20 protein-coding genes and 1 pseudogene are annotated in these 25,499 nt (G+C 47.6%); 1 reads left to right on the forward strand and 20 read right to left on the reverse strand.

The genetic code is table 11. The features are described 5' to 3' along the window. Positions 1–27 precede the first annotated feature (27 nt). The gene (locus tag LKD70_RS11140; protein ID WP_227708108.1) at positions 28–1,416 is read right to left on the reverse strand and encodes a carbohydrate ABC transporter substrate-binding protein; all 1,389 of its coding nucleotides are present in this window, start codon (positions 1,414–1,416) and stop codon (positions 28–30) included. Between the two features lie 321 nt (positions 1,417–1,737). Here LKD70_RS11140 and LKD70_RS11145 point away from each other — a divergent pair, with 321 nt between their 5' ends. Next, complete coding sequence (locus LKD70_RS11145; protein ID WP_227708109.1) at positions 1,738–2,577, forward strand: AraC family transcriptional regulator; 840 nt, start codon at positions 1,738–1,740, stop codon at positions 2,575–2,577. On the opposite strand, the gene gnpA is transcribed toward LKD70_RS11145, so the two are convergent. The 19 genes and pseudogenes from gnpA to LKD70_RS18810 form a co-directional block, all read right to left on the reverse strand. Beyond that, positions 2,574–4,736, reverse strand: coding sequence for a 1,3-beta-galactosyl-N-acetylhexosamine phosphorylase (gene gnpA, locus LKD70_RS11150; RefSeq protein ID WP_407690962.1), 2,163 nt, complete (start codon positions 4,734–4,736; stop codon positions 2,574–2,576). The two genes, LKD70_RS11145 and gnpA, sit on opposite strands and share 4 nt — an antisense overlap. A 150-nt stretch (positions 4,737–4,886) precedes the next feature. Further along, complete coding sequence (locus LKD70_RS11155) at positions 4,887–6,254, reverse strand: sensor histidine kinase (RefSeq protein ID WP_227708110.1); 1,368 nt, start codon at positions 6,252–6,254, stop codon at positions 4,887–4,889. Beyond that, complete coding sequence (locus LKD70_RS11160) at positions 6,251–6,925, reverse strand: response regulator transcription factor (RefSeq protein ID WP_227708111.1); 675 nt, start codon at positions 6,923–6,925, stop codon at positions 6,251–6,253. Before LKD70_RS11160 ends, LKD70_RS11155 begins: the two co-directional genes overlap by 4 nt. A gap of 27 nt (positions 6,926–6,952) precedes the next feature. Then, positions 6,953–7,621: a phosphate signaling complex protein PhoU gene (gene phoU / locus LKD70_RS11165; protein ID WP_227708112.1), complete on the reverse strand. Its 669-nt coding sequence runs from the start codon at positions 7,619–7,621 to the stop codon at positions 6,953–6,955. A 3-nt stretch (positions 7,622–7,624) separates the two neighbouring features. Then, positions 7,625–8,374 carry a phosphate ABC transporter ATP-binding protein PstB gene (gene pstB / locus LKD70_RS11170; RefSeq protein ID WP_227708113.1) on the reverse strand — a complete coding sequence of 250 codons (750 nt, stop codon included), beginning with the start codon at positions 8,372–8,374 and terminating at the stop codon, positions 7,625–7,627. 76 nt (positions 8,375–8,450) lie between these two features. After that, positions 8,451–9,311, reverse strand: a complete 861-nt coding sequence (pstA, locus tag LKD70_RS11175) for a phosphate ABC transporter permease PstA (RefSeq protein ID WP_227708127.1) — start codon at positions 9,309–9,311, stop codon at positions 8,451–8,453. A gap of 7 nt (positions 9,312–9,318) precedes the next feature. After that, the gene (pstC, locus tag LKD70_RS11180; RefSeq protein WP_227708114.1) at positions 9,319–10,212 is read right to left on the reverse strand and encodes a phosphate ABC transporter permease subunit PstC; all 894 of its coding nucleotides are present in this window, start codon (positions 10,210–10,212) and stop codon (positions 9,319–9,321) included. A 102-nt stretch (positions 10,213–10,314) separates the two neighbouring features. Continuing rightward, positions 10,315–11,247, reverse strand: coding sequence for a substrate-binding domain-containing protein (locus tag LKD70_RS11185; protein WP_227708115.1), 933 nt, complete (start codon positions 11,245–11,247; stop codon positions 10,315–10,317). A 202-nt stretch (positions 11,248–11,449) separates the two neighbouring features. Further along, positions 11,450–12,223 carry a phosphonoacetaldehyde hydrolase gene (gene phnX, locus LKD70_RS11190; protein WP_227708116.1) on the reverse strand — a complete coding sequence of 258 codons (774 nt, stop codon included), beginning with the start codon at positions 12,221–12,223 and terminating at the stop codon, positions 11,450–11,452. Continuing rightward, entirely contained in the window at positions 12,220–13,341 is a 1,122-nt protein-coding gene (locus tag LKD70_RS11195) for a 2-aminoethylphosphonate--pyruvate transaminase (RefSeq protein WP_227708117.1), read from the reverse strand. The genes phnX and LKD70_RS11195 overlap by 4 nt, the downstream gene beginning before the upstream one ends. Positions 13,342–13,671: 330 nt before the next feature. Next, positions 13,672–14,691, reverse strand: coding sequence for an extracellular solute-binding protein (locus LKD70_RS11200; RefSeq protein WP_227708118.1), 1,020 nt, complete (start codon positions 14,689–14,691; stop codon positions 13,672–13,674). Between the two features lie 85 nt (positions 14,692–14,776). Then, positions 14,777–16,444: an ABC transporter permease subunit gene (locus tag LKD70_RS11205; protein ID WP_227708119.1), complete on the reverse strand. Its 1,668-nt coding sequence runs from the start codon at positions 16,442–16,444 to the stop codon at positions 14,777–14,779. 13 nt (positions 16,445–16,457) lie between these two features. Then, positions 16,458–17,228 (reverse strand): ABC transporter ATP-binding protein, encoded by a 771-nt coding sequence (locus tag LKD70_RS11210; RefSeq protein ID WP_227708120.1) that lies wholly within the window; start codon positions 17,226–17,228, stop codon positions 16,458–16,460. Positions 17,229–17,669: 441 nt separating this feature from the next. Next, a complete protein-coding gene (locus tag LKD70_RS11215) occupies positions 17,670–18,587 on the reverse strand; it encodes a MurR/RpiR family transcriptional regulator (RefSeq protein WP_227708121.1) in 918 nt (305 codons plus the stop codon). 181 nt (positions 18,588–18,768) lie between these two features. Further along, positions 18,769–22,230, reverse strand: coding sequence for a hypothetical protein (locus LKD70_RS11220; protein ID WP_227708122.1), 3,462 nt, complete (start codon positions 22,228–22,230; stop codon positions 18,769–18,771). Between the two features lie 57 nt (positions 22,231–22,287). Next, positions 22,288–22,968: a hypothetical protein gene (locus LKD70_RS11225; RefSeq protein ID WP_227708123.1), complete on the reverse strand. Its 681-nt coding sequence runs from the start codon at positions 22,966–22,968 to the stop codon at positions 22,288–22,290. 344 nt (positions 22,969–23,312) lie between these two features. Beyond that, on the reverse strand, positions 23,313–24,038 hold the full coding sequence (locus LKD70_RS11230) for a hypothetical protein (protein ID WP_227708124.1): 726 nt from the start codon (positions 24,036–24,038) through the stop codon (positions 23,313–23,315). Between the two features lie 45 nt (positions 24,039–24,083). Then, positions 24,084–25,067: a tyrosine-type recombinase/integrase gene (locus tag LKD70_RS11235; RefSeq protein ID WP_227708125.1), complete on the reverse strand. Its 984-nt coding sequence runs from the start codon at positions 25,065–25,067 to the stop codon at positions 24,084–24,086. Between the two features lie 108 nt (positions 25,068–25,175). Beyond that, positions 25,176–25,334, reverse strand: a pseudogene (locus LKD70_RS18810) (VanZ family protein); the annotation flags it as partial. Positions 25,335–25,499 lie beyond the last annotated feature (165 nt).

Genomic DNA, 25,499 nt, shown 5'->3' on the forward strand with positions numbered 1-25,499 from the left:
TTCCCGTAACACTTTCCTCTTACTTTTTTATTCAAGTGCGCCAGCACACTGCTCCCATACTCCTACGAGCTGCTCCTGCCACTCTTCAACACTCATATCGCCTGTGCTGATGGAGTCGATCGGTTTGTAAACCGCGTCTTTCATGTTCAGACCTTCGATCGGAGCCGTTGTTGCCCATGTACCTGTGACAGCTACAACATCATCTGCTGTTGATGCAGCGTAAGAATCTTTTGTCACGCCTTCCGGAAGCTTGTCAGCAGCGCCCTTTACAGGAACTACGATCGGAGCGTCAGACTCTTCGCCTGTCTCTGCATTCGTTGTCTTGTTAGCGAGGCAGAGATCAACTACTGTATCAGAGTACATAAACTTAATAAATTCTTTTGCAAGATCAATGTTCGGAGCATCTGCCGGAATCCACATCTGCTCTGTGAATGTGTAGACAGCCTGTGTCTCGTCTGCGCTCCACTTCGGAACACCCATCATTCCCCACTCGTAATCTGACGGTGTGGAGTTTGCCATCTCACCAATTACCCAGTTTCCGTTCGGCATAAACAGAGCATCGCCGTCGATAACCGCCTGCTGATTGATCTTGAATCCGCCGTCTGTGTTCGCGTTGGATACTGTATCAGCGAAGAGATAATTGGATACAAGCTCTGAGATTGTCTCAAGCACTTTTGTTCCCTCTTCGGAAGTCCATGTATCCGCATCGTACTCAAGCGCGCTGTTGTAGTAATCCAGTCCGCCTGCCTGAGCCAGCATCGCGTAGATTGTTGCGTCAAAGTAACCCGGCTGCGGATATGTGAAGAGCGATCTTCCGTCCGCCTTCGCCTGCTCACCCAGTGCGAAGAACTCGTCCCATGTTGTCGGAAGCGCATACTGTTTTCCTTCACCTACCAGAGTCGCATTGTACCAGAATCCTGTCGGTGTATAGAAGATCGGTGCAAGATAGATCTTGCCGTCTCCGTAAGGCTGTGCGTCTGTACCGTCGAGGATACCGTCCAGCATCTTGCCTCTCAGTTCATCGTCGAACACATCAGAGATATCAGCTACAGCCTGCTCCTTGAGCATTGTCTCTGTGAATCCGCTCTCCTGTCCCAGGTTGTAATAAACAACGTCCGGAACATCTCCGTTCTGAATGTTCTTTGTCAGTACCTGGTCAAGCTCGGATGATAATTCAAGCTCAACCTCACAGTCATACTCTTCTTCAAACGCTGCTGTGATCTGCTTCCAGATCTCTGCGCCGTTACCGCCCTCGAAAGCCGCAACCTTCAGCACGTTGTCGCTTGAACCGCCGTCCGAGCTTCCACCGTCTGAGCTTCCGCTGCCCGAGTCACTTCCGCACGCTGCAAGCAGTCCCACTGTCATCGCAGACACGAGAGAAACTGCCAGCACTTTCTTGACTACTTTCCTTTTCATAAATTTTACCTCCTTTATTGATATGTTCATCATCTCTCTTTTCCTGTTGATTTTCTATACATTTATTGTCTTTTCTTTTATAAATATTGCTATTTTCTCCATTTTGGGGTTAATTTTTATATATTTTTTCATCACAAATAACTAATTTCACATCGGAGATTCCGCTTTTCATTTATGGATTATTCACAATATTTTCCTTCCAGCACTCTTTCCACCGTTAAAAAGACAGTTTTTTATATTTGTTGTTCCCCTGTCCGCTTTTGTACTATAATATCTTATAAGGGATTCCTGATTTCATGCAGAAAAGGAGAAAAATACACGATGAGCCACCGCCATTACTCGATCGGAGATACAGATATTGAAAAACTGAACGTACATCTGCTCTATGTCTCTCTGTCAAAATACGAAAAAGACTGGAGCAGTCTGCTGCACACCCACGAATTTACCGAACTGTTTTTCGTTGCAAACGGCAGCGGCAGTTTCCGCTTCCGTGACGAATCCCGCCCGATCAAAACCGGAGATCTCGTCATCATTCCGCCCTATCTCGAACACACGGAGCAGTCCTCGCCGGAAGATCCTCTGGAATACTATTCTCTCGGGATCGGCGGGGTCACCTTTCTGCCGGAAGACCAGCAGAAAGGCCCGCAGATTTTCTGCAATATCGAACACCGTTCTTTTTTCGCCGAACTGTTCGACCAGATGCTGTATGAGATACGGAACAACAAATACGGCGCGGACAAGATCTGCCAGAATTTCCTGGAAATCGTGATCCTGCGTCTTATCAGAGCCCAGCATCTCGTCCCGGTCCCGATCCGTTCCGGACATATGTCCAAGGAATGCGCGCAGATCAAATCTTATCTTGACGCCAACTATTCAAAGCATATCACCCTGGATACGCTGGCCGAAATGACGCACATGAACAAATACTATATGGCACACTCATTCACGCGGTACACCGGACTGTCTCCAATCCAGTACCTAAATCAGCGCCGGCTGGAAAACGCCTGTACTTTATTGAAAGATACCGATCACTCCATCTCAAACATCGCCGTTTCGACCGGTTTTTCTTCTCAGTCGTATTTCACACAGATATTCCGGAAAAAATACGGCGTCACCCCAATGAAGTACAGACAGACACATTCGAGGAAACAGGACTCCTAAATCTCATACCAGTAGATTCCGTTGGCCTCAAGGTCCAGGTCAAAGCTGCTTCCGTCTCCCCTGTACACCGTGGTCGACTGGGGCACATATGTGTTGTTGACCACACAGAATTTATTATTTTTCACATATGCGTGGACTTCCACATTAACGTTCGTACTGAACCATCTGTTCAGATTCTCCTCGTCGTGGGATGACCAGAGAATCGAGCGGTACAGAATGCGGCTGTTTTCAAAGCTGTAGGGAAGGCCGCTGATGTAAACGCATCTTCCCTTTCCGAACTCGTTTACCGCAAGCTGTACTTCCCTGTCTCTCTGTACAAGAACCGTCGTTCCGTCAAGCGCATAGATGTTTTTCTTGCCCTCTCCGAAGTCAATCTCGCCCTCACAGTCCGCCGTGATAAAGTGATCGTGCTCTTCCCAGTTGTATTTGTCCACATTCAGTGTAAATCCTGTCTCTTTTTCCACTCCCATTACAGTGGCAAGCTGGAAGAAGTGTCCCTCGTACTGGTGCGCCGCAGGCTCGCCCACTCCGATATATCCGCCGCCGTTGTAGATAAATTCTTTCACGGCTGTGACGATTCTCTCATCCGTCCACTCTTTTCCGCCCGTATATGCTGTGTCTGCGTCGCCGATATTCAGCACAACATCCACATCGCTTAAAATCTCCGGATTTTCACGGATATCGTCAAAACTGATAAATTTCACATCAAACGGAGCGCCGCTGAGCGCCTCGATCACTCCCGCATAGGAGTAATTCTGTTTGTAGTAGATCGCGTGGTGAACCATATGATTTCCCCATGCGCGCATTTTGCCCCAGCAGTTGAGGACAGCCACTTTCCGGATGCAGTACGGCGTCGTTCCCTTGATGTTTTCATACAGAGTGCGGAATTCCCCGCACACACTCTCCACATAATCGATGAAATCCGGGAACTGCATTGCCAGTTTCAGGTATCCGCCGTAACCGATGCGGTCGATCGGCTTTCTCAAAATCGCCCTTCTTGCCGTCACCCAGTTCACTTTGGCCTCCTTCACCGGATCGCCGCCCTCGTGGAACGTATCCGGGAAGAAATAGGGAAGAAGACGTCCTTCCGTGTATTTCACGCCTTCGATGTCGCTGATCAGGCGCAGCGTCGATCCGTTTCCGACGCTTCCCACAACCGCGTCCAGGCCGATCTTCTTAAATTCATCCATAAACGGCTCCATGCCGATCCAGTGGTCGCCGAGGAACATCATCGCCTCTTTTCCGTATTCATGGGTGATATCCACCATCTCTTTGGCAAGGCGCGCCACCTCACGTCTCTGGAACGCCTGAAAATCCAGAAACTCTTTGGAGGGAATCCGATACGGATTGTTCATATATCCCTGGTCGATGATAAATTCCGGACGGAACTTATATCCCGCTTCCTGCTCGAACTGCTCCAGAATATACGGGCTCACTGATGCGGAGTATCCGTACCAGTCCACGTATTTTTCTCTTGCCAGTTCATCAAAAATAAGTGTAAACTGATGGAAAAAAGTCGTAAAACGGATCACATCCACATGGGGATTCTCCTCCAGATATCTGCGCAGGCGTTTCATGGAATATTCCCGCGTCTTCGGCTGGCGCACATCGAAGGTGATCTGTTTCTCAAAATTTGTCCAGCCATTTGTCACCGCATTGTACATATGCACCGGATCCCACATGATATAAGCCAGAAAACTTACCGTATAGTCATGGAATTTCTTCGCACGATGGATGGTTACGTCGCCTGTGCCCGCGTCGTAGCTCCAGTCGGAACACGGAACCGTCCCGCCTGTTGTACGGTCTGTCACTTCCCACCATCTCTGAATGTCATCCCTGTCGTTGACTTTCAGCATGTCCGGATACAGATGGTTCATAAGGTGAATGGAAAGTTCATCATCCACCGCCGTGTAAAACGGAGTCATGATGTACATCTGCTGGATCTCGTCCGGATTTGCCTTCGCCCACTCGTTGTCCTTGCGCGTTGTATAATAGGTAGAATATACTTTCGCGTCTACATTTTTCAGTTCCTCCGGATAGTCCGTTCCGTCGCAGTCGCGGATCGCGTCCGCTCCCCAGCGTTCCACAAGTTCCAGTGTCTCCGGTACTACGTCAACATCTGTCGGTATGGTCACTCTTCCTCTCGTACACTCTTTCACAATGATTCCCCTTTCTTCCAAATCGAATTGCACCGCTTTATTTATTTACAGCATACGTGAAAACAGAACTATCGTCAATTTGCATTTTGCTCATATTTTTAGAATTCTTGCTTAAGCAAAAGCAAAAATAAAAGGAGGCATTCCGCCTCCTTAAACTTCTCTGTCTGTTTCATTTCCCGCGGTTTCAGGCAGGTTTTTTTCTTTTCTGGGGAACTGCATTTCAATCCGTGTTCCCCTGCCGGGTTCACTGTCCACACTCACTTTCGCTCCGTGAAGCAGAGCGCCGTGCTTTACAATGGAAAGTCCCAGTCCGGTGCCTCCGCGCTCCTTGGAGTGGCTTTTGTCCACTCTGTAAAACCTCTCGAAAATCCGTTCATGATGCTCCCTGGGAATACCGATTCCGGTATCTCTTACACTCACCTTCGGCCCTTCCAGTGTGTCTCCCACCCAGACAGACACCCGTCCGCCGTCATTATTGTATTTGATGGCGTTTTCGCACACATTGTATATCATCTCATCGAGAATCTGACGGATCCCGACATAGATAACCGGCTCACCGGAGATCTCCATCCGGATATTTTTCTGCAATGCCTGAGGCGCCAGACGGCTGATCGTCTCCCGTGTCAGATCGTAGAGATCCACCTCTTCTTTTTCCAGTTCCACAGATTCCTCGTCCAGCTTGGAAAGCTTGATAATATCTTCCACAAGAGTAATCAGACGGCGCGCCTCTTTATAAATCCGTTCTGAAAATACCGGGATATCCGCCGGACGCACCATACCGTTTTTCATAATCTCCGCATAGCCGGAGATGGAGGTAAGAGGAGTCTTCAGCTCATGGGAGACATTTGCAGAAAATTCCTTGCGCATGTTCGCGACAGCTTCCTTCTCCTTATTCTGACGGTCCATGGCCTCGAGGAACGGGGTCAGTTCCTCATAGACTGTATTTTCCAGCGGATGTTCCAGATCCAGTTCATTGATCGGCCGGATCAGTTTCTTTGTCTGCCACTTTGCGAGGAAAAACGCGACAAGAAGCATCACAGCCGCAAGTCCCGCCATCACCGGCAGGATATCCAGCGCGGTTCCGGCGAGGCTGTCCATGGATCTGGCAGCGCGCAGAATGGTACCATCGTCCAGAAGAATCGCATAGTAATACATCTCCTGCCCGAGTGTATCCGACATTCTGACATCTTCTCCTTCTCCGTCAGCCAGCGCCTCTTTTACTTCTTCTCTCTCACTGTGATTGTCCAGCTCACTTCCGTCGCGCCCGGTATCATAGAGTACTTCCCCGTCTTCCGTAATCCGGGTTACACGGGTATCCCAGTCTACTCCGTCCATCACATCCAGATACTGGGGTCCCGATATATTCACCGCCGTCTGAATATACCGCGCCTCCTGGCGGACCTCCGACTCCAGAATCGACAGGTTCCTGTTATACATAATCACTGTCAACATTATAAAAGAGAGAAGCAGAGTAACCGATAATATCAGCACCATACTTCTCTGAATTTTCTTTCTCATGCAGCCCCTCCGACACGATATCCGACGCCGCGCACAGTCTGGATAATCTCGCCTTTTTCTCCCAGCTTCTGCCGCAGAGTCCGGATATGCACATCAACGGTTCTTGTCTCTCCGTCAAAGTCGTACCCCCATATCTCCGTCAGGAGCTGATCTCTTGTAAGAACAATTCCCTGGTTCCGCATCAGCTTTTCGAGAAGCTCAAATTCCTTAAGCGTAAGCGCAACTGCCTTTCCGTCCACCGTAACCTCATGTTTTTTCACATCCACATGAACTCCCGACGTCTCCATATCCATCCGGTCCTCGACTTTTCCGCTCCGCCTTAAGACCGCCTTAATTCTGGATACAAGTTCCATCATACCGAAAGGTTTTGTCACATAGTCATCCGCACCGGAATCCAGCCCTACCACCTTATCGTACTCGGATCCTTTTGCCGTCACCATAATCACCGGAATCCCTTTTGTCTTGGGTGAGGATTTCAGCTTTCTTAAAAGCTCCAGCCCGTCGTCTCCCGGCAGCATGATATCCAGCAAAATAAGCTCCGGCGTATCAAACGCCAGAGCCTCCATAAAAGCAGAACCGTCTGCAAACCCTCTGGCCTTAAGCCCGGTTGTTTCCAGTGTATATATTACAAGCTCTCGGATGTTGTCGTCATCTTCCACGCAATATATCATGCTCTCAGTTCTCCTTCATCTGTTTCCTTAACTTTCGTGTATCACTGCGCTGTCTTTGTGAACGCCTGTGATGGAAAATTCCACCCACTCGGCAATATTCGTCGCATGATCGCCGATACGCTCCAGATATTTTGTAACCATGATCAGGTCGAAAATTCTCTTGCCGTTCTCGCCTTTTTCTTCCTTGATAAAGTCAATCATTTCATCGCGCACTTCGTCGAAATACAGGTCGATCTGATCGTCCGCCTTCATGACACTTCTGGCCAGTTCAAGATCTTTGTTTACATAGGCAGTCACACTGTTGCGGACCATCTTGCTGACCTCGGAAGCCATGTTTCCGATCACGTGGATCTCATCAGTCGCTGCGACTCCTTTTGACGAGATAATGATCTCCGCGATATCCGAAGTCTGATCGCCGATCCGTTCCATATCCGTAATCATCTTAAGCGCGGCGGAAATTCTTCTTAAATCCTTTGCCACCGGCTGCTGCTGGAGCAGAAGCTTTAAGCACAGTCTCTCAATATCTTTCTCGATCTGGTCGATCTCCTCATCTTCCTCAATAATAATTTTCGCCTGCTCGATGCTGCCGTCTTTAAGCGCCTGAGTCGCCTTGGAAATTGCAGTCTCGCAGAGTTCTCCCATATGTGTGAGCTGCACTTCGAGAGAATGCAGCTGCTCATCAAATCTGTTGCGCATAATTTAACCGAACCTCCCTGTGATATAGTCTTCTGTTCTCTTATCAGACGGTATAGAGAATAATTTTTCCGTATCATTGTACTCTACCACTTCTCCGAGAAGGAAGAAGGCCGTATTGTCGGATACACGGACTGCCTGCTGCATGTTGTGTGTAACCATGACTATAGTATAGTCTTTTTTCAGCTCCATCGCAAGATCCTCGATTTTGGATGTGGAAATCGGGTCAAGGGCAGATGTCGGCTCATCCATCAGAAGGACTTCCGGCTCCACCGCAAGCGCTCTCGCGATGCAGAGTCTCTGCTGCTGTCCGCCGGACATGCCGAGCGCGCTTGTCTTAAGACGGTCTTTGCACTCGTCCCAGATTGCCGCATTTCGAAGAGAACGCTCTACGATATCATCCAGCTTTGCCTTGGAACGGACACCGTGTGTTCTCGGTCCGTATGCAATATTGTCATAAATGCTCATGGGGAACGGGTTCGGCTTCTGGAACACCATTCCGACACGTTTCCTTAACATGTTTACGTCCATGCCCTTGAAAATATTCTCGCCGTCCAGCTCAATCGTACCCTCGATCCGGCAGCCTTCCACCAGGTCGTTCATACGGTTGATGGACTTGAGCAGAGTCGATTTACCGCATCCGGAAGGGCCGATGAACGCGGTGATCTTGTTCGCTTCGATTTCAAGATTTACATCTTTGAGAGCCTTGAAATCTCCGTAATATAAATCAAGATTCCTGATACTTATCTTTGACATATCCTTTACCTTTCTTCATTTTGGGACGTACCCAAATTCAATTTCACTACGTCCCCTTTCACAGTTTTTTCACAATTTATACAGTTGTAAGCTTTCTCGCAATCACACTTGAAATCGCGTTGATTCCCACGACAAGCACAAGCAGGATCACCGCTGTCGCATAGGCCTGGTCCATGTAAAGTCCTTCACTCGAAAGCACATACATGTGAAGCGCCAGGGTACGCCCGGATCCGAACACACTGTCCGGGATCTGCGCGACGGTTCCCGATGTGTACATCAGAGCCGCCGTCTCGCCGACAATACGTCCGATTGCCAGGATCACGCCGGCCAGGACGCCCGGGATCGCGGACGGGAGCACGATGCGGAACACGGTACGCAGTTTTCCCGCGCCCAGTCCGAAGCTTCCCTCGCGGTAGGAGTCCGGCACAGCTTTTAATGCCTCTTCCGTCGTCCTCATGATCAGCGGAAGAATCATAATTGCGATTGTGAAAGCGCCTGCCAGAAGGGAGAAGCCCCAACCCAGCGCGTTTACGAAGAACAGCATACCGAAAAGTCCGTATACGATGGACGGAATACCGGAAAGCGTTTCTGTCGTAAGACGGATCACTTCCACGAATTTATTTCCTCTCTTCGCGTACTCCACAAGGAAGATCGCGGAGAAGATTCCGAAAGGTACTGCAATGACCAGTGAGAGCAGTGTCATCACGATCGTGTTGACGAAGGCCGGCACAACCGATGCGTTCTCCGAGCTGTACTCGAGTGAGAAAAGCGACGGTGTGATATGCGGCACGCCGTTTACAAGAATATAGGCGATCAGGAAGATCAGCACTGCAAATGTGATGAACGACGCCAGCATCACGAGCAGCATCATGATAAATGAGCCCGGATGCTTCAGATAAGTCTTCAGCTTATCCTGAAAAGTTGTTTTATTCACCATCTTTTCCTTATTCATGATCTGCCCCCCTCTTCAGCAGCGCAACGCTGAAATTGATGATAAGGATAAATACGAAGAGAACAACTCCCGTAGCGATCAGCGCTTCCCTGTGGAGCCCTGTTGCATATCCCATCTCAATTACGATGTTTCCGGTCAGTGTACGGATTCCCTGGAGGATGCTGCCTGTCAGCCGCGCCTGGTTTCCGACGATCATAATAACCGCCATGGTCTCGCCGATTGCACGGCCGATTCCGAGCACGATGCCGGCGATCACACCGGACTTCGCAGCGGGGATGATAACGCGGAAGATACTTCTCTCCTTTGTCGCCCCCAGAGCAAGAGAACCTTCATAATAATGTGCGGGCACTGCGCGCATGGCGCTCTCTGTCGTACCGATGATGGTCGGGAGGATCATCATTCCGAGGATCAGGGAAGCGGTCAGGATACTGTTTCCGTTTCCGGGATTGTCCACAAGCCCCGCTCTGTACAGCATCGTACCAAACTGACGGATGAGCGGCACAACTACAACCAGTCCGAAGAAACCGTAGATAACCGACGGGATCCCGGCGAGAAGCTCTGTCGCCGCCTTCAGCGGTTTGTATATCTGCTTCGGGCAGTACATCGCCATGAAGACAGAAGTCAGGATACCGATCGGCACTCCGAAGATAATCGCGCCGGCCGTCACATAAAGACTTCCCACGATCATCGGGAGGATTCCAAACTGTTCGCTGTTCGGGCGCCAGATCTCTCCTGTTATAAACTTTACAAATCCAATTTCACTCATTGCAGGGATTCCGTTAGCGAACAGGAATACACATATGAGCGCCACCGCAAGCACAGAGGCACACGCGGCGACGAAAAATACTCCCTGCATGAATTTTTCAGTCCATGCTTTTGATTTCATTTTTTCTCCTAATGAGCCGGGAAGACATCTCTCATATCTGCCCGGCTCTTAAACAAGTGGAAATCTGTTCCTTTAGAAACTCAATATATCTTTCTTAATTTCTTAGATTGCATCCCATGTTGTAACATCGCCAAGGTAGATGCTCTTTACCTGATCTACGGACAGGTCATCTGTCGGGTTGCCCTGGTTAACGATTACAGCGATACCGTCTGTAGCGATTACAGTTCCCTCAAGCTCAGCAGCCTCTTCGTCTTTAAGCTCTCTGGATGCCATACCGATGTCATAGCTTCCCTCGATTGTAGATGTCATACCTGTTGTAGAGTCGGATGTCTGAAGCTCGATAGATGCGTTCGGGTTCACTGCGGCATAAGCCTCGATCAGTTTCTCCATCAGCGGAGATACGGAAGAAGATCCTCCTACTACGCAGCTTCCTTCCGGAGCCTCTCCTGCGTAAGCTTCCACATCAGCTACCGGGATGTATCCCTCGTCAGCAACAACTGCCTGTCCCTCTGTGCTCATGATGAATGCCATGAAGTCTGTTGCAACCGCGTTGTCAAGATCCGGTTTTACAGCTACGTTGAACGGTCTGGATACTTTGTAGGATCCGTTCTCAATGTTCTCTGCAGTCGCGTCTGCTCCGTCGATCTTAACAGCCTTTACAAGAGACTCATCAAGAGATCCAAGAGAGATATATCCGATTGCGTACTCATTCTCAGAAACAGTTGTCATCATAACAGATGTGCTGTTTGTAACCTGAGCGTCAAGAGTTGTCATATCGTTGTCATCATCATCTACAACACCGAACAGCTCTGTGAAAGCACCTCTTGTTCCGGAACCTTCCTCACGGGAAACAACTGTGATTGCGCTTGCCGCATCCCAGTCTGAGGAAGATGTGTCTGTGCTCTCCTCAGTCGTTGTGTCTGTGGATGCTGTGTCATCTGTTGTTGCTGTGTCAGAAGAGCTTCCGCATCCTGCAGCGCCTACTGCCATCATGCTCACGATTGATAAGATTGCGATAAACTTTTTCATTCTCATTGTTCATAATCTCCTTTTTCAATTTCAGATTACTTTTTTAGTATGTGCTTTGTTTCATCACGGTAATCATCATAAAAGAGAAATGTAAAATGTAAAATCAGGTCTATGTTAAATCTGTGTAAAGCCGCAAAAAGCCTCATTTTGCGCTGTTTTTAGCAAAATGAGGCTTTCTCCTTACATAATATATCCATATTTTCACATTTTATCCGAGCAGAAATTCTCCCAGATCTTCTATTGTATAGAACACTTTATCCGCGCCTGCATCCAGGAATTTATCCGCCGTCTCTCGGCACTTTTCCTCTTTTTCCTGCGGGGAAAGCGCTTCATATTCCGCAAGGCTTAAGCCCATTTCAGAACTTCCCACTACAATTCCCGCAGACCAGACGCCTGCATTCTTTCCTTCTTTGATATCCGATATGGTATCGCCAACTTTCAGCACGCGGCGCACCTTCTTAATTCCCAGCGCTTCGATATTGCGGAAGATCATATACGGGTACGGGCGTCCTTTCTGATTCGTCGAATCCGGGCTGAACCACACATCCGGCTCATATCCCTTTTCTCTGGCAGCCGGAACCACGATCTCCATCATCTTATCTGTATATCCTGTCGTAGAGCCGATCTTGATCCCGTTTCTTCTCAGACGGTTCACTGTCTCTACAACCCCCGGCTTCGGATCTGAATAGAGGTGCAGAATACTAAGAAGCTTCTCCTCAAATATCTGGTAGAGTGCCTGCGCTTCTTCCTCACCCGGCTCTTTTCCGTGCTCTTTGATCCAGAGTTCCTTAATGCGCTCCATTTTCAGCATGGTACGGATATGATCAATCTTGAGCATTCCCATCGGCTCTCTGACTTCTTCCATCGTCGGCTCGATGCCGTACTCCTTAAACACCTCGACGAATGCCTGAACCGGTGCGAAACAGCCGAAATCTACCGTTGTCCCTGCCCAGTCAAAAATGACCGTCTTAATCTTCTTCATGCCTGCGCTCCTCCTTTTTCCTCATGATTGTACTTTTCAAGAAATTCCCTCATCAGACTGCATACTTTCTCGATATCCTCAGGATAAATTTCGCCGATATTTCCAATGCGGAACGTCTCCGCCTCTGTCACTTTCCCCGGATAGATCGCGTATCCCCTGTCTTTGATGTAGTTGTACATCTGGGTGAAGGTAAAATGGCACTCCTCAGGGTAGAAAAACGTGGTGATAATCGGTCCCTGATGCGCGCTGTCGATATACGGGCGGATTCCCATCTCTCCCATCTTCTCGATCAGCAGTCTGTTGTTCTCTGTATAGCGGCGGTTTCTCGCCTCGATTCCGCCTTCTTCCTCAAGTTCTTTCATCGCCTGCGCAAATGCGAGAACCACATGGGTCGGAGATGTGAAACGCCATTTGCCGTCCTTCTCCATCGTTTTCCACTGGTCATAGAGGTCAAGAGACAGACTTCTCGCCTTTCCTCTGCTCGCCTCAAGAAGGTCTTTTCTTGCGATTATGAAGGAAAACCCCGGAACACCCTGGATGCATTTGTTCGCGCTGCTTATGATAAAGTCAATGCCCCAGTCCTTCACGGGAATATCCACTCCGCCGAAGCTGCTCATGGCATCCACGATAAAGACTCTCCCTTTTTCCTTTACAACCTTTCCAACCGCCTCGATATCATTGAGAATACCGGACGTTGTCTCGCTGTGTACCATGGAGACATGGGTAATCGCAGGATCTGCGTCGAGCATCTCGCCGATTTTCTGCGCGTTCGGCACTTTATTGTAATGCTCGTTGTATACATGATGCTTAATACCCGCATGTTCCGCGATGTCTGCCATACGCTCCCCGTACGCGCCGTTAGCGCATATGAGAAGTTCGTCACCTGTTCCGATCACGCTTGTCAGGACGGACTCCACTCCAAAAGTGCCGCTTCCCTGCATAAGTACAACCGTATACTCTTCGGGTGATACGTGGGCCAGCTTGAGAAGCCCTCTGCGTATTTCCTGGGTGATCTGCTTGTAATCGTCATCCCACGTACAGTGGTCAAACAGCATTTCCTGCTTCACGGTGTCCGTTGTAGTCAGCGGTCCCGGTGTAAGAAGTTTATATGATTTCATCTTTGTTTCCTCTTTTCTCTTTTCCTTCGCTTCTTTCCTCATAGATAGGCGCTCGCCGGCTCGGCAGCCACCAGTTCAGTCGCGCCATTCGGAAAGTCGCACTCCGTGCTTACCGCGGCTTCCGCCGCTTCTTTCCTCATAGACTGGCGCTCGCCGGCTCGGCAGCCACCAGTTCAGTCGCGCCATTCGGAAAGTCGCACTCCGTGCTTACCGCGGCTTCCGCCGCTTCTTTCCTCATAGACTGGCGCTCACTCCATGAGTCTGTGCTCTCGCAAAATCATGCAAGCATGATTTTTGCTCCTGCACAGACTCATGGCTGAACTGGTGGGACTACATCCCCGCTGCTTCTTTTGCCGCCTCGGAGATTGCCTGGTGCTGCTCCAGAAGATCAACCGTCAGTTTCTCCGGGAAAACTTTCGGATTTGCAGATTTGTTTGCTGCGTCTGTCTCTTCACCCTCGTACAGTGCGTTCGGATAGTAAGACTGAAGCTCCTCACGTCCGTTATCGATAATGCACTGTGCCATCTCCATTGCAAGCGGGTTTGTGTCATCCCCTTTCTCTACTACTGCCACAGACTCGGTCAGGCTGAAGTTGCCTTCTGCCGGGTCAATAAAGTCTATCGGAAGTCCGTCTGCCTTATCAGCCACTGCCTGCTGGCGCAGTCCGAATCCGATCGCAACCTCACCTGCACGTACTTTTTTAAGCGGCGCGGAGCCGGAATCTTCCAGATGATCTCCTACGTTTTCATAGATACCTGTCAGCACTTCCTGCGCTCCGTCCTCGCCGTACTCAGAAACAAGCGCCTGAATCAGCAGCCATGCTGTGGAAGACGCGGAAATATCCGTAACAGATACGAATCCCTTATAAACCGGATCTGCCAGATCTGCGATCGACTCCGGCATCGGAAGATTATTCTCCTCCATCATCTCTGTGTTCACGATGATAGTTCCCTCCTGGGATGTGATCGGTGCACAGTATGCTTCAAACTCATCAAGTGTATTCACATCAAAGGTCAGATCCTGGAACATGCTGTTCTGTTCCTGCGCACTCTCCACATAGAAAGTACTCATCGTTACCATATCCGCCTCAATATTCGTCCCCTCTGCCAGCAGCTTGCCGCCAAGCTCGGATGTACCGAAAGTCTGGAACATGTACTGTCCCTCATATCCGTTGCTGTCCAGCGCGTTCTCCATTGCTGTGATCGCTTCCTCATCCGCGTTGGAATAAATGATCACCTGATCGCCGGAAGCTCCTGTGTCACATCCTGTAAGGCATGCCATGCCTGTTAATGCAACTGCCGCCGCAAGGGTAAATGATACTGCTCTTTTGACATTCATTTTTCTTTTCATTGTAATTTTCTCCCTGTTTATATATATTTTTTGATTTGTATCGTAACCTTTGTATTTCTTTTTCTGTATTCTGCGCCACATCTTCTTAAGCCGCTTTTTTTGCAGAAAACCGGTATATTTTTGCCGTGTTCTGTCTGGCCTCACTGGCCTTCGCAAGCCTTCTGAACAACGCCCTTGCAATCAGGTTCGTGAACAGAATCAGAAGGGACAGCACAAAGATTTCATTAAATTCATTGAAATACTGCAGTTCCTGTATCTTGGTCGTAATAACCATAGTCCGCGCGCCGGCGATAAAGATAACGGCGCTGACTGTTACCATTGCATTTACAAAGTAATAGCTGAATACTTCCAGCAGTGTGGAAAGCGCGTTGGGCGTCACCACTCTGGCGATTGTTTTCAGCCAGTTATCCCCCATCAGCATAGCGGTCGTCTCCCAGGATGCATTCATCTTGGAAAGAGAATTTTTCATCATCAGGTATGGAGTCGAGAAATAATGCACGACATTACATACGATGATAATCGGGAATGTATTCTGCAGAGGTGTTCCCGTAAATACAAACAGGTAAGCAAGACCGATAACCATACCGGGGATTGTGTTCGTCACAAGCGCAATACTGTCGAGAACTTTCTTAAGCTTCCCGCTCACCGTGCTTCTCGCTGTCACAAGCGCGCCTCCATAGGAGATCAGTGTTCCGATCAGGGCCGTGATCAGCGCTACCATTACAGAATTGACATAGACGCCGTAGAGCTGCCGATCCTCAAATACTGCCTGTACATGTTCCAGTGTAAAATTCATCCGGTAAGGCCATTCTTCAATAAACGGAGCTACAAACATCACGATGAACATGCTCAGCGCGCAGACAAGAATCACTCCGCTTAACGTGCCGAAAACCACATCTCTTTTTACGCCTTTCTTTAGCTCAATCGGAGAGATCTTATTGTAGCGTACATTGTATTTTTCCAGAATATGAAGTACTGTAATACTCACCACCGAAGGAATGATCATAACAAGAGCAACGACCGCTCCGTTTCCGAAGTTCGGAATACTTCCAAGCATCTCCGCGTAAAGAACGCTGGCCACGACCTCATACTGTCCGCCCACAGACGCCGGAATACCAAAGTCTGTAAAGCAAAGGAAGAAGGTCTGGATAAACGATGTTGCCAGTGTACCCAGAAGCGGAATCAGAATCGTCATCCGGAATGTCTGCAGGGGCGAATCTCCCATCAGCCTTGACACGATCATAAACCGCTTGTCAATATATCCCATAGCGTTGTTAATCAGCGTAAACGCGATCGGCAGCGTGTAGACTACATAACCGAGCAAAAGCCCGTTGAATCCGTAAATGTCGAAAAGCTGCCTTCCGAAAAGCTGTGTCAGAAGCCCCTGTTTTCCGAAGGAATAGATAATTGCGAATCCGTACGTGATTGTCGGGAGCAGCATAGGAAGAATTGCCGCCTTACTGATCAGCCATTTATATCTTTTTCCTGCATTTGTATAATGAACCGTATACGCAAGAACAAATGCCAGCGCCGTCGCAAGAAACGCGCTGCATACGGAAATGACGATACTGTTCCCCAGCGCTCTTAAAAAGCCCCTTCCGGTAAGCACTTCCACATAATGGGAAAGGGATGCCGCCTCGCCGTTCCCGGTGAATGACTTCACAAGGACACTGATCATCGGCGCCGCAAGGAAACCGGCAAAAAAGACCGCCAGCACCGCGAAAATAACTTTAATCTCTCTGTTCTTTCTCATGATGCCCACCCCTTCAGCCGACCTGTGCCTGCTCCTGAAGCTGGCCTGCGAACAGAGTAAAGATATTGTTCTTCTTAATTTCAAGCTGATTCAGGATAAATTTCTTCACAAATCCGTTTTCCGGTCTCTGGATGATCTCCTCAGGACGGCCAAACTGCGCGATCTGCCCTTCATTGATAATCATTACCCGGTTGGAAAGCGTCAGAGCCTCTTCAGGATCATGGGTTACGATGATCGTCGTCAGATTGTACTCTCTGGCAATCGTTTTTATTCTGTCTTTAATGGACTCCTTGATCACACCGTCCAGAGCGCTTAAAGGCTCGTCAAGCAGCAGAATCTTCGGCTTCATAACCATGGTTCTCGCCAGAGCGACACGCTGTTTCTGTCCGCCTGACAGCTGTCCTATCCGTTTGGAAAGATGCTCTTCAAGGCCAAGCAGATGAATCAGATCTTCTACCTCTTCTTTGGAAGATATCTCCGGATTATTTCTGAGGCCGTATGTAATGTTCTGATATACATTCAGATTCGGGAACAGCGCATAGTCCTGGAACACAATGTTGAACCCTCTCTTTTCCATCGGTACATTCGTGATGTCCTCTCCATTGTAAATAATCTGTCCGCCGTCAGAATCCACGATCCCGAGGATCAGATTCAGAAGCGTCGTTTTGCCGCATCCGGACGGTCCTAATATAGAAACTATTTCACCGTCCTCGATATTCAGGCTGATGTCGGTAAGCACCGGTGTGCCGTCATAACTCTTCTTTACATTTTTCAACTCAAGCATAATACTTACTCCTCACTCCATATGCTTTTATATCCTTTTTCATGTTTCCCGCAGACTGTGCCCGCCTGGTGCCATACCTGTCCGTACCGCACCGGGATTCCGCTGCTGTTCAGGCTCTGCGCGATCTGCACATCCTTGCGTGATCTGCACGTCCTTGCACGATCTGCACGTCCTCAGTTCAGGAGCTGTATGTCCTGACCGCGGCGCTTCCGGCCGTCTGCATGAGCAATTATAAACGCTTTTCTCCGGGATTTTCTATCAAGAAAAAATCAAGCCTCTGTAAAGGAAATGTAAACTTTACAGAGGCTTAACATAGTTAAAGCTGTAGAATTTCTACCGCTGAGATTCTGTGAACCGACCGTCAGTACATGCATGGGCAAAGCAGCGGAGAAGCCGCGGCCGCACACAATTGCGGCTGCGCGGATGGCGCGAGCCGGACTGCTACTTTCTGCCGTCTGGTTTTCCGTGTTTCACGCCCTGCCCGTACGCCTTGCCGAACACAACCTTCTCACATTTATTCAGTTCTTTTACATAATGGTCATAGTCCGAAGATATAATCCCCATGTAGATCATATCTACAATCAGTATCTGTGTTGATCTGGAAAAAATGGAATTGCCGTAGAAAATCTGCTCCTGGCTTGTGCAGATCAGGATGTCCGCATAACGGCTGATCGTGGATTCGCGGAAATTGGTGATTACAATCGTACACGCCCCGGCTTTCTTCGCCGCTTTCATGGCATCCACCGTATCCTTCGACTCACCGGAATAGGAAATTCCCACCGCCACGTCATCCGGCGTCAGTCTCCCCGCCGCGATCTGCTGAAGATACCCGTCGGAAAAATGACGGCACGGAAGGCCCAGATACAGAAGCTTCGTGAGAAGATCCATGGCCGTAACTTCCGAATTTTCCACCCCGTATATATCGATCAGCCGGGCTCCGGTAAGCGCCTCAACCGCACGCCTGTAGATGCGTCCGGAAAAGTTTTTCATTGTCTCCTCAAGCATCCGCTCCGTTGTCATAGTCACGCTGAGCGGTATCTCCTCCAGCGCATCCTTTTCATTCAGCGTATATCCGTACATGATCTGCCGGGTACCGTTCCCGTGGGAAGCACTGTCTTCCCTCTCTTTGGCCAGCTCCGCCACAAGCCGGTACCGGAAATCCTTATACCCCGCAAACCCAAGCGCTTTGAGCATCCGCATCACCGTGGGCTGGCTCACGTCGGCAGAACGCGCCAGGCGGTCGAGAGAGAGCTCTGAGGCTTCAGTTAAATGTTTCAGTATATAGTCCGCGGCCTGCTTCTCTGATCTGCGCAGATCCGCATAGCCGGACCCGATCTGTTTGACGATATTGTTTTTCATATCCCTGTATCCCTGACAATGTTACACGTTTTCTGTGTGCTGCCGGACTTTCCATACTCAAGTACTTGTAGATTCTCTACAATTTCACGTCCGGTTCTCTGCTGCCGTGTTCCGGATTTATTATATCAGTGAGCCGGGGGAGAGGGAAAAAGGAAAAATGTTAAATGTTCGTAAAGGGCAGTCAGAAATCTTTTTCCAGCCACATCCTCCTTACCAGCCCAAGCTCCTCCTCAGCCTGCTCTCCCGTACAGATCGCTTTCCAGAGATTCACTGCTCCGGAATGCTCTCTTTCGGGAAAACACCGCCACTCATAAAGATACACTTGATATGCCAGAGACGCTCCCCTGGAACGCACCTCCAGTTTTCTTTTGATCTCACTGTCTTTTTCATCCTCTTTCTTAAGCCGGGTATGCTCCTCGACAGAAAGGAGTGCTTTCTCAACCTGTCTCATCACCCGTTCCGGGTAAACAGGAACCTCTTCCTGTACCGTCTTCACCGAATACGCGCGTCTCTTACTCTGTCCGACGCATACATAAAACAGATTGTGAGCAAGAATGAGAAAAGAAGAAAGCCCCGGTTCTTTGCCCGCACGGATCAACTTCATAAGTTCCGTCATCAGATATTCTCTCAGTTTATCCTCCCGTGCCGTCATGGCCATACTTTCCAGAGCGCCACAGGCTGAAAATGTTCTGATGTCATCTGTATCATACAGCGCGTCAATAATTTCTTCACAAAGCGGATCCCACATATTGATGCAGTTTTCGACCTGCGAACAGCTTTGCTCCGACATATGCAGTCTGATTTTTGCTTCAAAAACAGGAATCCCGCGTTCCTCCATCTCTCGAATCATCTTCTTAATTTTCTCGTAAATCTGCGGATATTTCTCAGATATTTCCAGGGAAAGAAAGTCTGCTGCAGCACCTTCAATCTGCCTGCACACCCTCAAAAAACTGTATTTTTCAAAGGTGAAATGCTCCGCTCTTACAAGATACTGCTCTTTTGCCCTGTTCCACATGTCCGCAAGAAGAGAAAGAAAACGCGATTTTTCTTCCAATGTCCATATTGCAACTGCTTCATGATTCAGAGATTCCAGCTGCTTCAGATATATATTGTCCAGCGGGGAACTGATATTCAGCTCCTTTTTTACAATCTCCATCCTCTGCTCATTCAGGAAATACTCTTTTATCCGCTTTCCCGCATCAACCTTAGGCGGACAGGGCCATCTGAGATATACGAAAAAGTAGTACCTTTCCGTATCCGGCAGACCGGTCGCATCATTGATCCGGGACCAGAGCAGTTCCCCAAACTGTTCAGACTGATCTTTTGAAAGACTTCCCATATCATACAGTATTCCTAAACCCGCACATGCGATTTCCCACTCTCTTCGCGGAAGCTCCGGATTTTCAAGAAATCTGCCGTACACATTTTTTCTTAGCCCGAATGCATGATTCAGGGCAGTTTTCTCCTCTTCATCAAATAGCGTACCGTCGGAAGTCTGACGCATTACTGTATAGTACAGCTTCTCTTTCAACGCAGGATCCGGAAGAAGATCTTTCGTGATCATCTGCATTCCTGCTGAAATAACACGGACCTGTTCTTTCCCACATTCTGTATACAGCAGGTGGATCAATGCCTCAGCCAACGGCAGCAGAACCTGTCTGTTCAAAAGCTTTCCTGCATTTTCAAGCATTCCTGCTGCCGCAGGCAAATGTTCCTCTGCTGCGCCGCACATATACCCTACCAGCACATCTCTGTCTTTTCTGTCCAGTTCCGCAATCCTGCTCCACGAAAGACAGATCTTCACATTATTTATATCTCCACTTATAATCATCAGCTGCCAGGCATAGTGTGTATACCACAGAGAAAGCACCTCAAAAAGGGTCTTTTCTATTCTTTTTGTCAGTACAATTCCCGAGAATCGAAATGACAAAGCAGCTCTTTCTAGCACACGGCAGAATGTATATGCTTCCCTGCAGATATCATTGCTCCCGAACAGTTCAACTCTTTCACGCCCTGGCTCAAACGGAGGAAGCTTATCATTGTGTTCCCGCCATGCAAGAAGCGCCTCCGCACAGCAGTCTATTTCCTTTTCAAACGAATAATATTCCCGGAATTCATCTCTTAAAGCATAGCATGCGCGCACTTCAGCAAGAACGCTTTTTCCGTTCCGCTCACCGACTCCGTTCCCTATCCGCTCCGCTGTTCCTGAAATCTGAACCAAAAGCCCCTGTAAATGAAGAATACACGGGAGCAGAGAACTCAGATAAATATACTCTGTTTTATTATTCACCGCTCTTCTTCGTGCTTCCCGGACATCTGCTGCAAGAGCACAGATCTCTTCCAGAGCATTTTCATATGCTCCGCACTGTGCCCTCAAACTGCATATAAACATCCTGTTTTCAAACGAATCCCTGGATATATGTATCATACTTATCAGGCTGAACATATCACGAAACCGCATTCTGTAAAAGCAAAATCGTATCTGTTCTACCTCAAGCTTTTCCCGAAGACGTGCTCTCTGTTTCTCTGCTTCCTCTGACAGTCCGCTTATGTCAAGTACTTCTCTGACAGATCTGTATGTATCGTTCCACCTGTCATCCCGCAGAGCTTCCCTGAATTCCCGAAGCAGAATCTGTCCCGTTTCCACCCATTTCCAGCGATATTCTTCCTGAATTTGCAGGTCTCTTTCACGCATTTCCTTCCATATTTTCGCTGCATTCTCAAGCATCAATGCAGAATAGGGGAAAAGTCCCGTTTCATAACGCCAGAGCATTTCATACAGAAAAACAAAACGAGTTTCCAGCGAATGAAGTTCCTCCCACTGCAGGAACTCCTCCCCGCCGGTATTTATCCGAAGCCTGTCCCTGTATGAAGGAGGAAGGATATACCAGCCGGGATACATCTCCCGCTCATTCTTCCAGTGTTCGATAAGATCAAGCATCTCTGCTTTTCTCTGCTTCGTATCGCCAAAAATTCCTTCTATATGTATATGCTCCAGGTTCCACTCCGCCTGTATATTCTTCAGACTCTCATCCCAATCATATGTTCCGCCATCTCCCTCTGCTGCAGATCCCCGTTCTGACCGACTTCCACTCTCATCCTGCGCCCCTGGGATAGTCTCAGAATTATCCTCCTGTGCCTCACTTTGCTTCTGCATTGTCTCCACGAGAAACTGCAGGGTACCTTCCTGCTTTAAAAGAAGCTCCCTCAGCCCGTCGTTCTGACCACTCACAAACATCTGAAACGCCTTTTCCGTATCTGTCTGGCAGATCACCTTAAAAACCATATCAATAAAAACCCTGGTAAATCTGTCTGCTTTTTCCTTCGGGATATCATATTTTCCACAGAGAGCTTTCAGCCGTTCTGCAATGCTGTTCTTCAGCAGAAATCCCGGTGTATCCGCCGCATTCCATGCAAGCTGACGAATATTTTCCTCACTGAACACGCAATAAATCTCATCAAAAAAATGCCCGTCCTGCCCCTGTTTTTCAAAATCCCGCAAAAAAGCTGCAATATCAGTAAAATGCTTCTCAAGCGCTCTCCTGTCCAGTCTTTTTTTCATCCCGTCAGAAAAAATATGAAAAAAGGATTCTGCAACAGACACTGCAAACTGTTCCGCTGTAATATTCAGAAAATCTGCCATAAAGTCTTCTCCTCCACTCCGGAAAACATCACAGAAAGGGGACAGATATCCTCTCTCTTACTTTTCTGTGACTGCAAACTCTGCTGCCGCCTTCTCAAGAAACTCCAGCAGACTTTCAAGATCAAACACTCTCAGATCATTTACAGCATCTTCCGACACATTTCTGTACCCCTTCAGCTGCTCCATCACCTTTTCAATGTCCTGAAAATTCACTTCCTCAATCCCCGGATTTGCAGGCGGATCCAGGTGCTCCGGAAGTGAATACTTCTGACAGATCCATGTATTCATCTTCGTATAATCCCCGTAATAATATTCCTCAGACAGATACCGCTCTGGCGGGATCATCTCTCCGGTCTTTTTCAGCCGGACTGAGACAATCTCCCTTTTCACCTCCGTGATCTTATCGGTTCTGTCATAAAACTCTGCCACCTGTGGTATGTACTCCTGAAAGAACTTCTTATCAATATATAAATGGAAGTAATAGCCGCGGCACACAGGTGTATCCATAATATTCCTGTATTTTGAACGAAACATATCCAAATGTGGCCATATCATCATCCGGTTCCCGTACTCTTCAAGCCGGAAATGGGAAGTCCGTTTGTCCGTCACCGTATCCGGGAGCAGGCTGCCGGCAAAAAAATCATTCTGCGCAGACAGATCTGTACAGAGCAGGTCATCCGCGGGCAGCCTGTCCAGATACATCCGTGCTGCGGCAAGATGTAAAATATATCCGGGCATATTCTCTTAATCACCTCATACTTAATCGACTTTTATATAAAGCGTACGTACTCCGGGTAAATTTATCATCAATTCATGCTTCTCCAATCCATTGCCCCATTTCATTACAGAGGAGTCCGTTTATTTTTTCAATTACTTCTGTCTATTAACTGCAGGAATTTCTTTATTTTTTGCATAGATTTTATGATGAAAAGCCATAAAAATCTACCTTAAGAATATCAAAGGATCCACACTAAAACAAGCATCTTCTTCCCCGTTTTAAAGCTGTTCATAAAATTCACTCAATAAATCCAGCCAAGCAGTCTTAATACATCTGCCTGGCCATTTTTATTAGATATACGCTTTTAATAGTAAATTACAATATGGAGTCTGTCTTCTCTTTTTCCCAAAAACAGACAATCCATCTCTACATCACCTTTCCCTATACTGTTCAAATCCAATAAACACGGAAAACGTTTTTCATAATTATAGACCAGATCTTTGGTATACATTTTTTCAGGATCCTGATTTTTATTCATTAAAAATGGAAAATAAACCAACCTATCTTTATTAACAGGATTTTTCACACCATGACCACTCCCTAGCTGTACTACTCTGCCAAAATAGTCTATGCAATTGCACCATATAATTATAAATGCCCTCTTTCCTTTATTGCCTGTACGTATCTCTTCCTCCAGCCATGTTAAATCTTTTTCAAACTCTTTCCAAATTTTTTTTGCAGTCTTAGTTTTTGATGTTGAGTCCCAATTTTTCAAATATTTTACTTCCATAATAAAGTCCTTGGAAGGTATACCTATATCATGATGTACCTGACTACTCTTTTCATTCTGTATCTCATAATAGGCTAAATCTTTAAATGGTTCACCTAATTTATAAATCCAGTCCCTCTCTACATATCTCACATCTGCTTCTTCTTTAAATTTTTCCTGACTATATTCTCTATATCTGACATTAAACTGATCTATAAGCAATGAACAGATCAGCTCCATATAATCCCGAATATTATGTTTTTTCATTGCATTATATTTCCTTTCTTCTCTTCTAAATATGTTCAAGTTGAATATCTTCATCTCACTGGAGAATCTCTGACACGGTTCACCTGAAATTCTCCTTTCTCACCCAATCAGCCTCAGCTTCTTCATATTATCCCGTTTCTGCTCCATAGAGGAATGCACATAGCGGTTCAGCGTAATATTGACGCTTGCGTGCCCGAGTATTTCGCTCAGGCTCTTCACATCAAAACCAACCTCAATACACCTTGTCGCAAATGTATGGCGCAGGGCATGATAATTGATATCCGGCATACCGCAGGCCTTCAGATACCTTTTAAAAATATTTTCCAGCGTTCTGGGCTCAATGAATTTCTTTGTATCTCCTGTCAGTATGTACGCTTCCTCAGGCAGTGTGTTCAGTTCATACAGTCTTTCCAGCAAAAAAGCCGGGATAGGAATATCCCGGACAGAATTTCCGCTTTTGGGCTCAGTTATAATAATTTTTGTTTTCTTTCCTCCTTTTTCCCTGTCCTGTATCCGCTGCATTGTACATCGAATCTGAAGAATTGCATCTTTATAAAGTACATTCTCCTTTTTTAAGGCACAGACTTCCCCTATCCGAAGCCCCATAAAAAGGCTCAGAAGGATTCCCGTCTTAACAAGGCTTCTGTCCTGAAGCAGGTATCTTTCCAAGACAGCACACTGACTCCGATCCAGAATCCTTATTTCACAGTCACTGCGGCGGAATTTCAGCAGCTCAAACCGGCATGGAATATCATAATCCAACTGATTGCCGTAACTGCATATACTTCGCAGAAGAGCCGTTATGTCTTTCACACTTTTTTCAGACAATCCTCCTTTTCCGTCCCGCCGTCCTTCTATGAGCTTCTTTCTGATAAATATACCAATACGTTCTGTTGTAAGCACTTTAGGGTGATCCTCCCCAATCTCAGGGAGAATATGATTCCGGAGAAGATTCCTGTACTTGATATAGGATGATTCTTTTATCCTTATCCTCGAATTCTCCAGCCATTCCGAAGCCAGGCCGGAAAACGTCATCTCTGTACCAGCATTTTCCTTCTCCTTTTTGCCCACCGTTTCTGCCATTACTGAAAACCTGTTCCTTTCGGTACCCATTGTGATTACCATCCTCTCTTTTTAAAGAAAATTATAGATGGTATAAACATGTTTTTCCCCGAAAGAAATCCAAACCTTTTAACTGCTTTTTCTCCTGAAGCTCCTCAATATACGAAATACACACCATCCCGCCAGAGCGCCCAGCATATTATTGAATATATCGTCAAATTCAAACAAGCCCAGTTTAAAATAGAACTGACTGAACTCCACTATACAGCTAATCATTCCCGAGATAAATACGGCCCTCCATTAGCGTCGGGTTAAAATAACCATCTAGGGGATGCGGACGAAATCCTGGACCAAATGAGGTCATTAATAGGAGGAGGTCACGCACATGTATTCCTACGAAGACAGGTTAAGAGCCGTAAAGCTCTATATCCAATACGAGAAGAGTTATGCATC

The organism is Ruminococcus turbiniformis (genome assembly GCF_020687545.1).
GTDB lineage: Bacteria > Bacillota > Clostridia > Lachnospirales > Lachnospiraceae > Mediterraneibacter > Mediterraneibacter turbiniformis.

Coding starts and splice junctions, on each gene's coding strand:
- LKD70_RS11145 (WP_227708109.1), top strand. CDS start 1,738: ATGAGCCACCGCCATTACTCGATCGGAGATACAGATATTGAAAAACTG.
- LKD70_RS11200 (WP_227708118.1), bottom strand. CDS start 14,691: ATGAAAAGAAAAATGAATGTCAAAAGAGCAGTATCATTTACCCTTGCG.
- phnX (WP_227708116.1), bottom strand. CDS start 12,223: ATGAAGAAGATTAAGACGGTCATTTTTGACTGGGCAGGGACAACGGTA.
- pstA (WP_227708127.1), bottom strand. CDS start 9,311: ATGGTGAATAAAACAACTTTTCAGGATAAGCTGAAGACTTATCTGAAG.
- LKD70_RS11220 (WP_227708122.1), bottom strand. CDS start 22,230: ATGGCAGATTTTCTGAATATTACAGCGGAACAGTTTGCAGTGTCTGTT.
- phoU (WP_227708112.1), bottom strand. CDS start 7,621: ATGCGCAACAGATTTGATGAGCAGCTGCATTCTCTCGAAGTGCAGCTC.
- LKD70_RS11140 (WP_227708108.1), bottom strand. CDS start 1,416: ATGAAAAGGAAAGTAGTCAAGAAAGTGCTGGCAGTTTCTCTCGTGTCT.
- pstB (WP_227708113.1), bottom strand. CDS start 8,374: ATGTCAAAGATAAGTATCAGGAATCTTGATTTATATTACGGAGATTTC.
- LKD70_RS11160 (WP_227708111.1), bottom strand. CDS start 6,925: ATGATATATTGCGTGGAAGATGACGACAACATCCGAGAGCTTGTAATA.
- LKD70_RS11205 (WP_227708119.1), bottom strand. CDS start 16,444: ATGAGAAAGAACAGAGAGATTAAAGTTATTTTCGCGGTGCTGGCGGTC.
- LKD70_RS11225 (WP_227708123.1), bottom strand. CDS start 22,968: ATGCCCGGATATATTTTACATCTTGCCGCAGCACGGATGTATCTGGAC.
- LKD70_RS11155 (WP_227708110.1), bottom strand. CDS start 6,254: ATGAGAAAGAAAATTCAGAGAAGTATGGTGCTGATATTATCGGTTACT.
- pstC (WP_227708114.1), bottom strand. CDS start 10,212: ATGAAATCAAAAGCATGGACTGAAAAATTCATGCAGGGAGTATTTTTC.
- LKD70_RS11185 (WP_227708115.1), bottom strand. CDS start 11,247: ATGAGAATGAAAAAGTTTATCGCAATCTTATCAATCGTGAGCATGATG.
- LKD70_RS11210 (WP_227708120.1), bottom strand. CDS start 17,228: ATGCTTGAGTTGAAAAATGTAAAGAAGAGTTATGACGGCACACCGGTG.
- LKD70_RS11230 (WP_227708124.1), bottom strand. CDS start 24,038: ATGAAGATATTCAACTTGAACATATTTAGAAGAGAAGAAAGGAAATAT.
- LKD70_RS11235 (WP_227708125.1), bottom strand. CDS start 25,067: ATGGCAGAAACGGTGGGCAAAAAGGAGAAGGAAAATGCTGGTACAGAG.
- LKD70_RS11215 (WP_227708121.1), bottom strand. CDS start 18,587: ATGAAAAACAATATCGTCAAACAGATCGGGTCCGGCTATGCGGATCTG.
- LKD70_RS11195 (WP_227708117.1), bottom strand. CDS start 13,341: ATGAAATCATATAAACTTCTTACACCGGGACCGCTGACTACAACGGAC.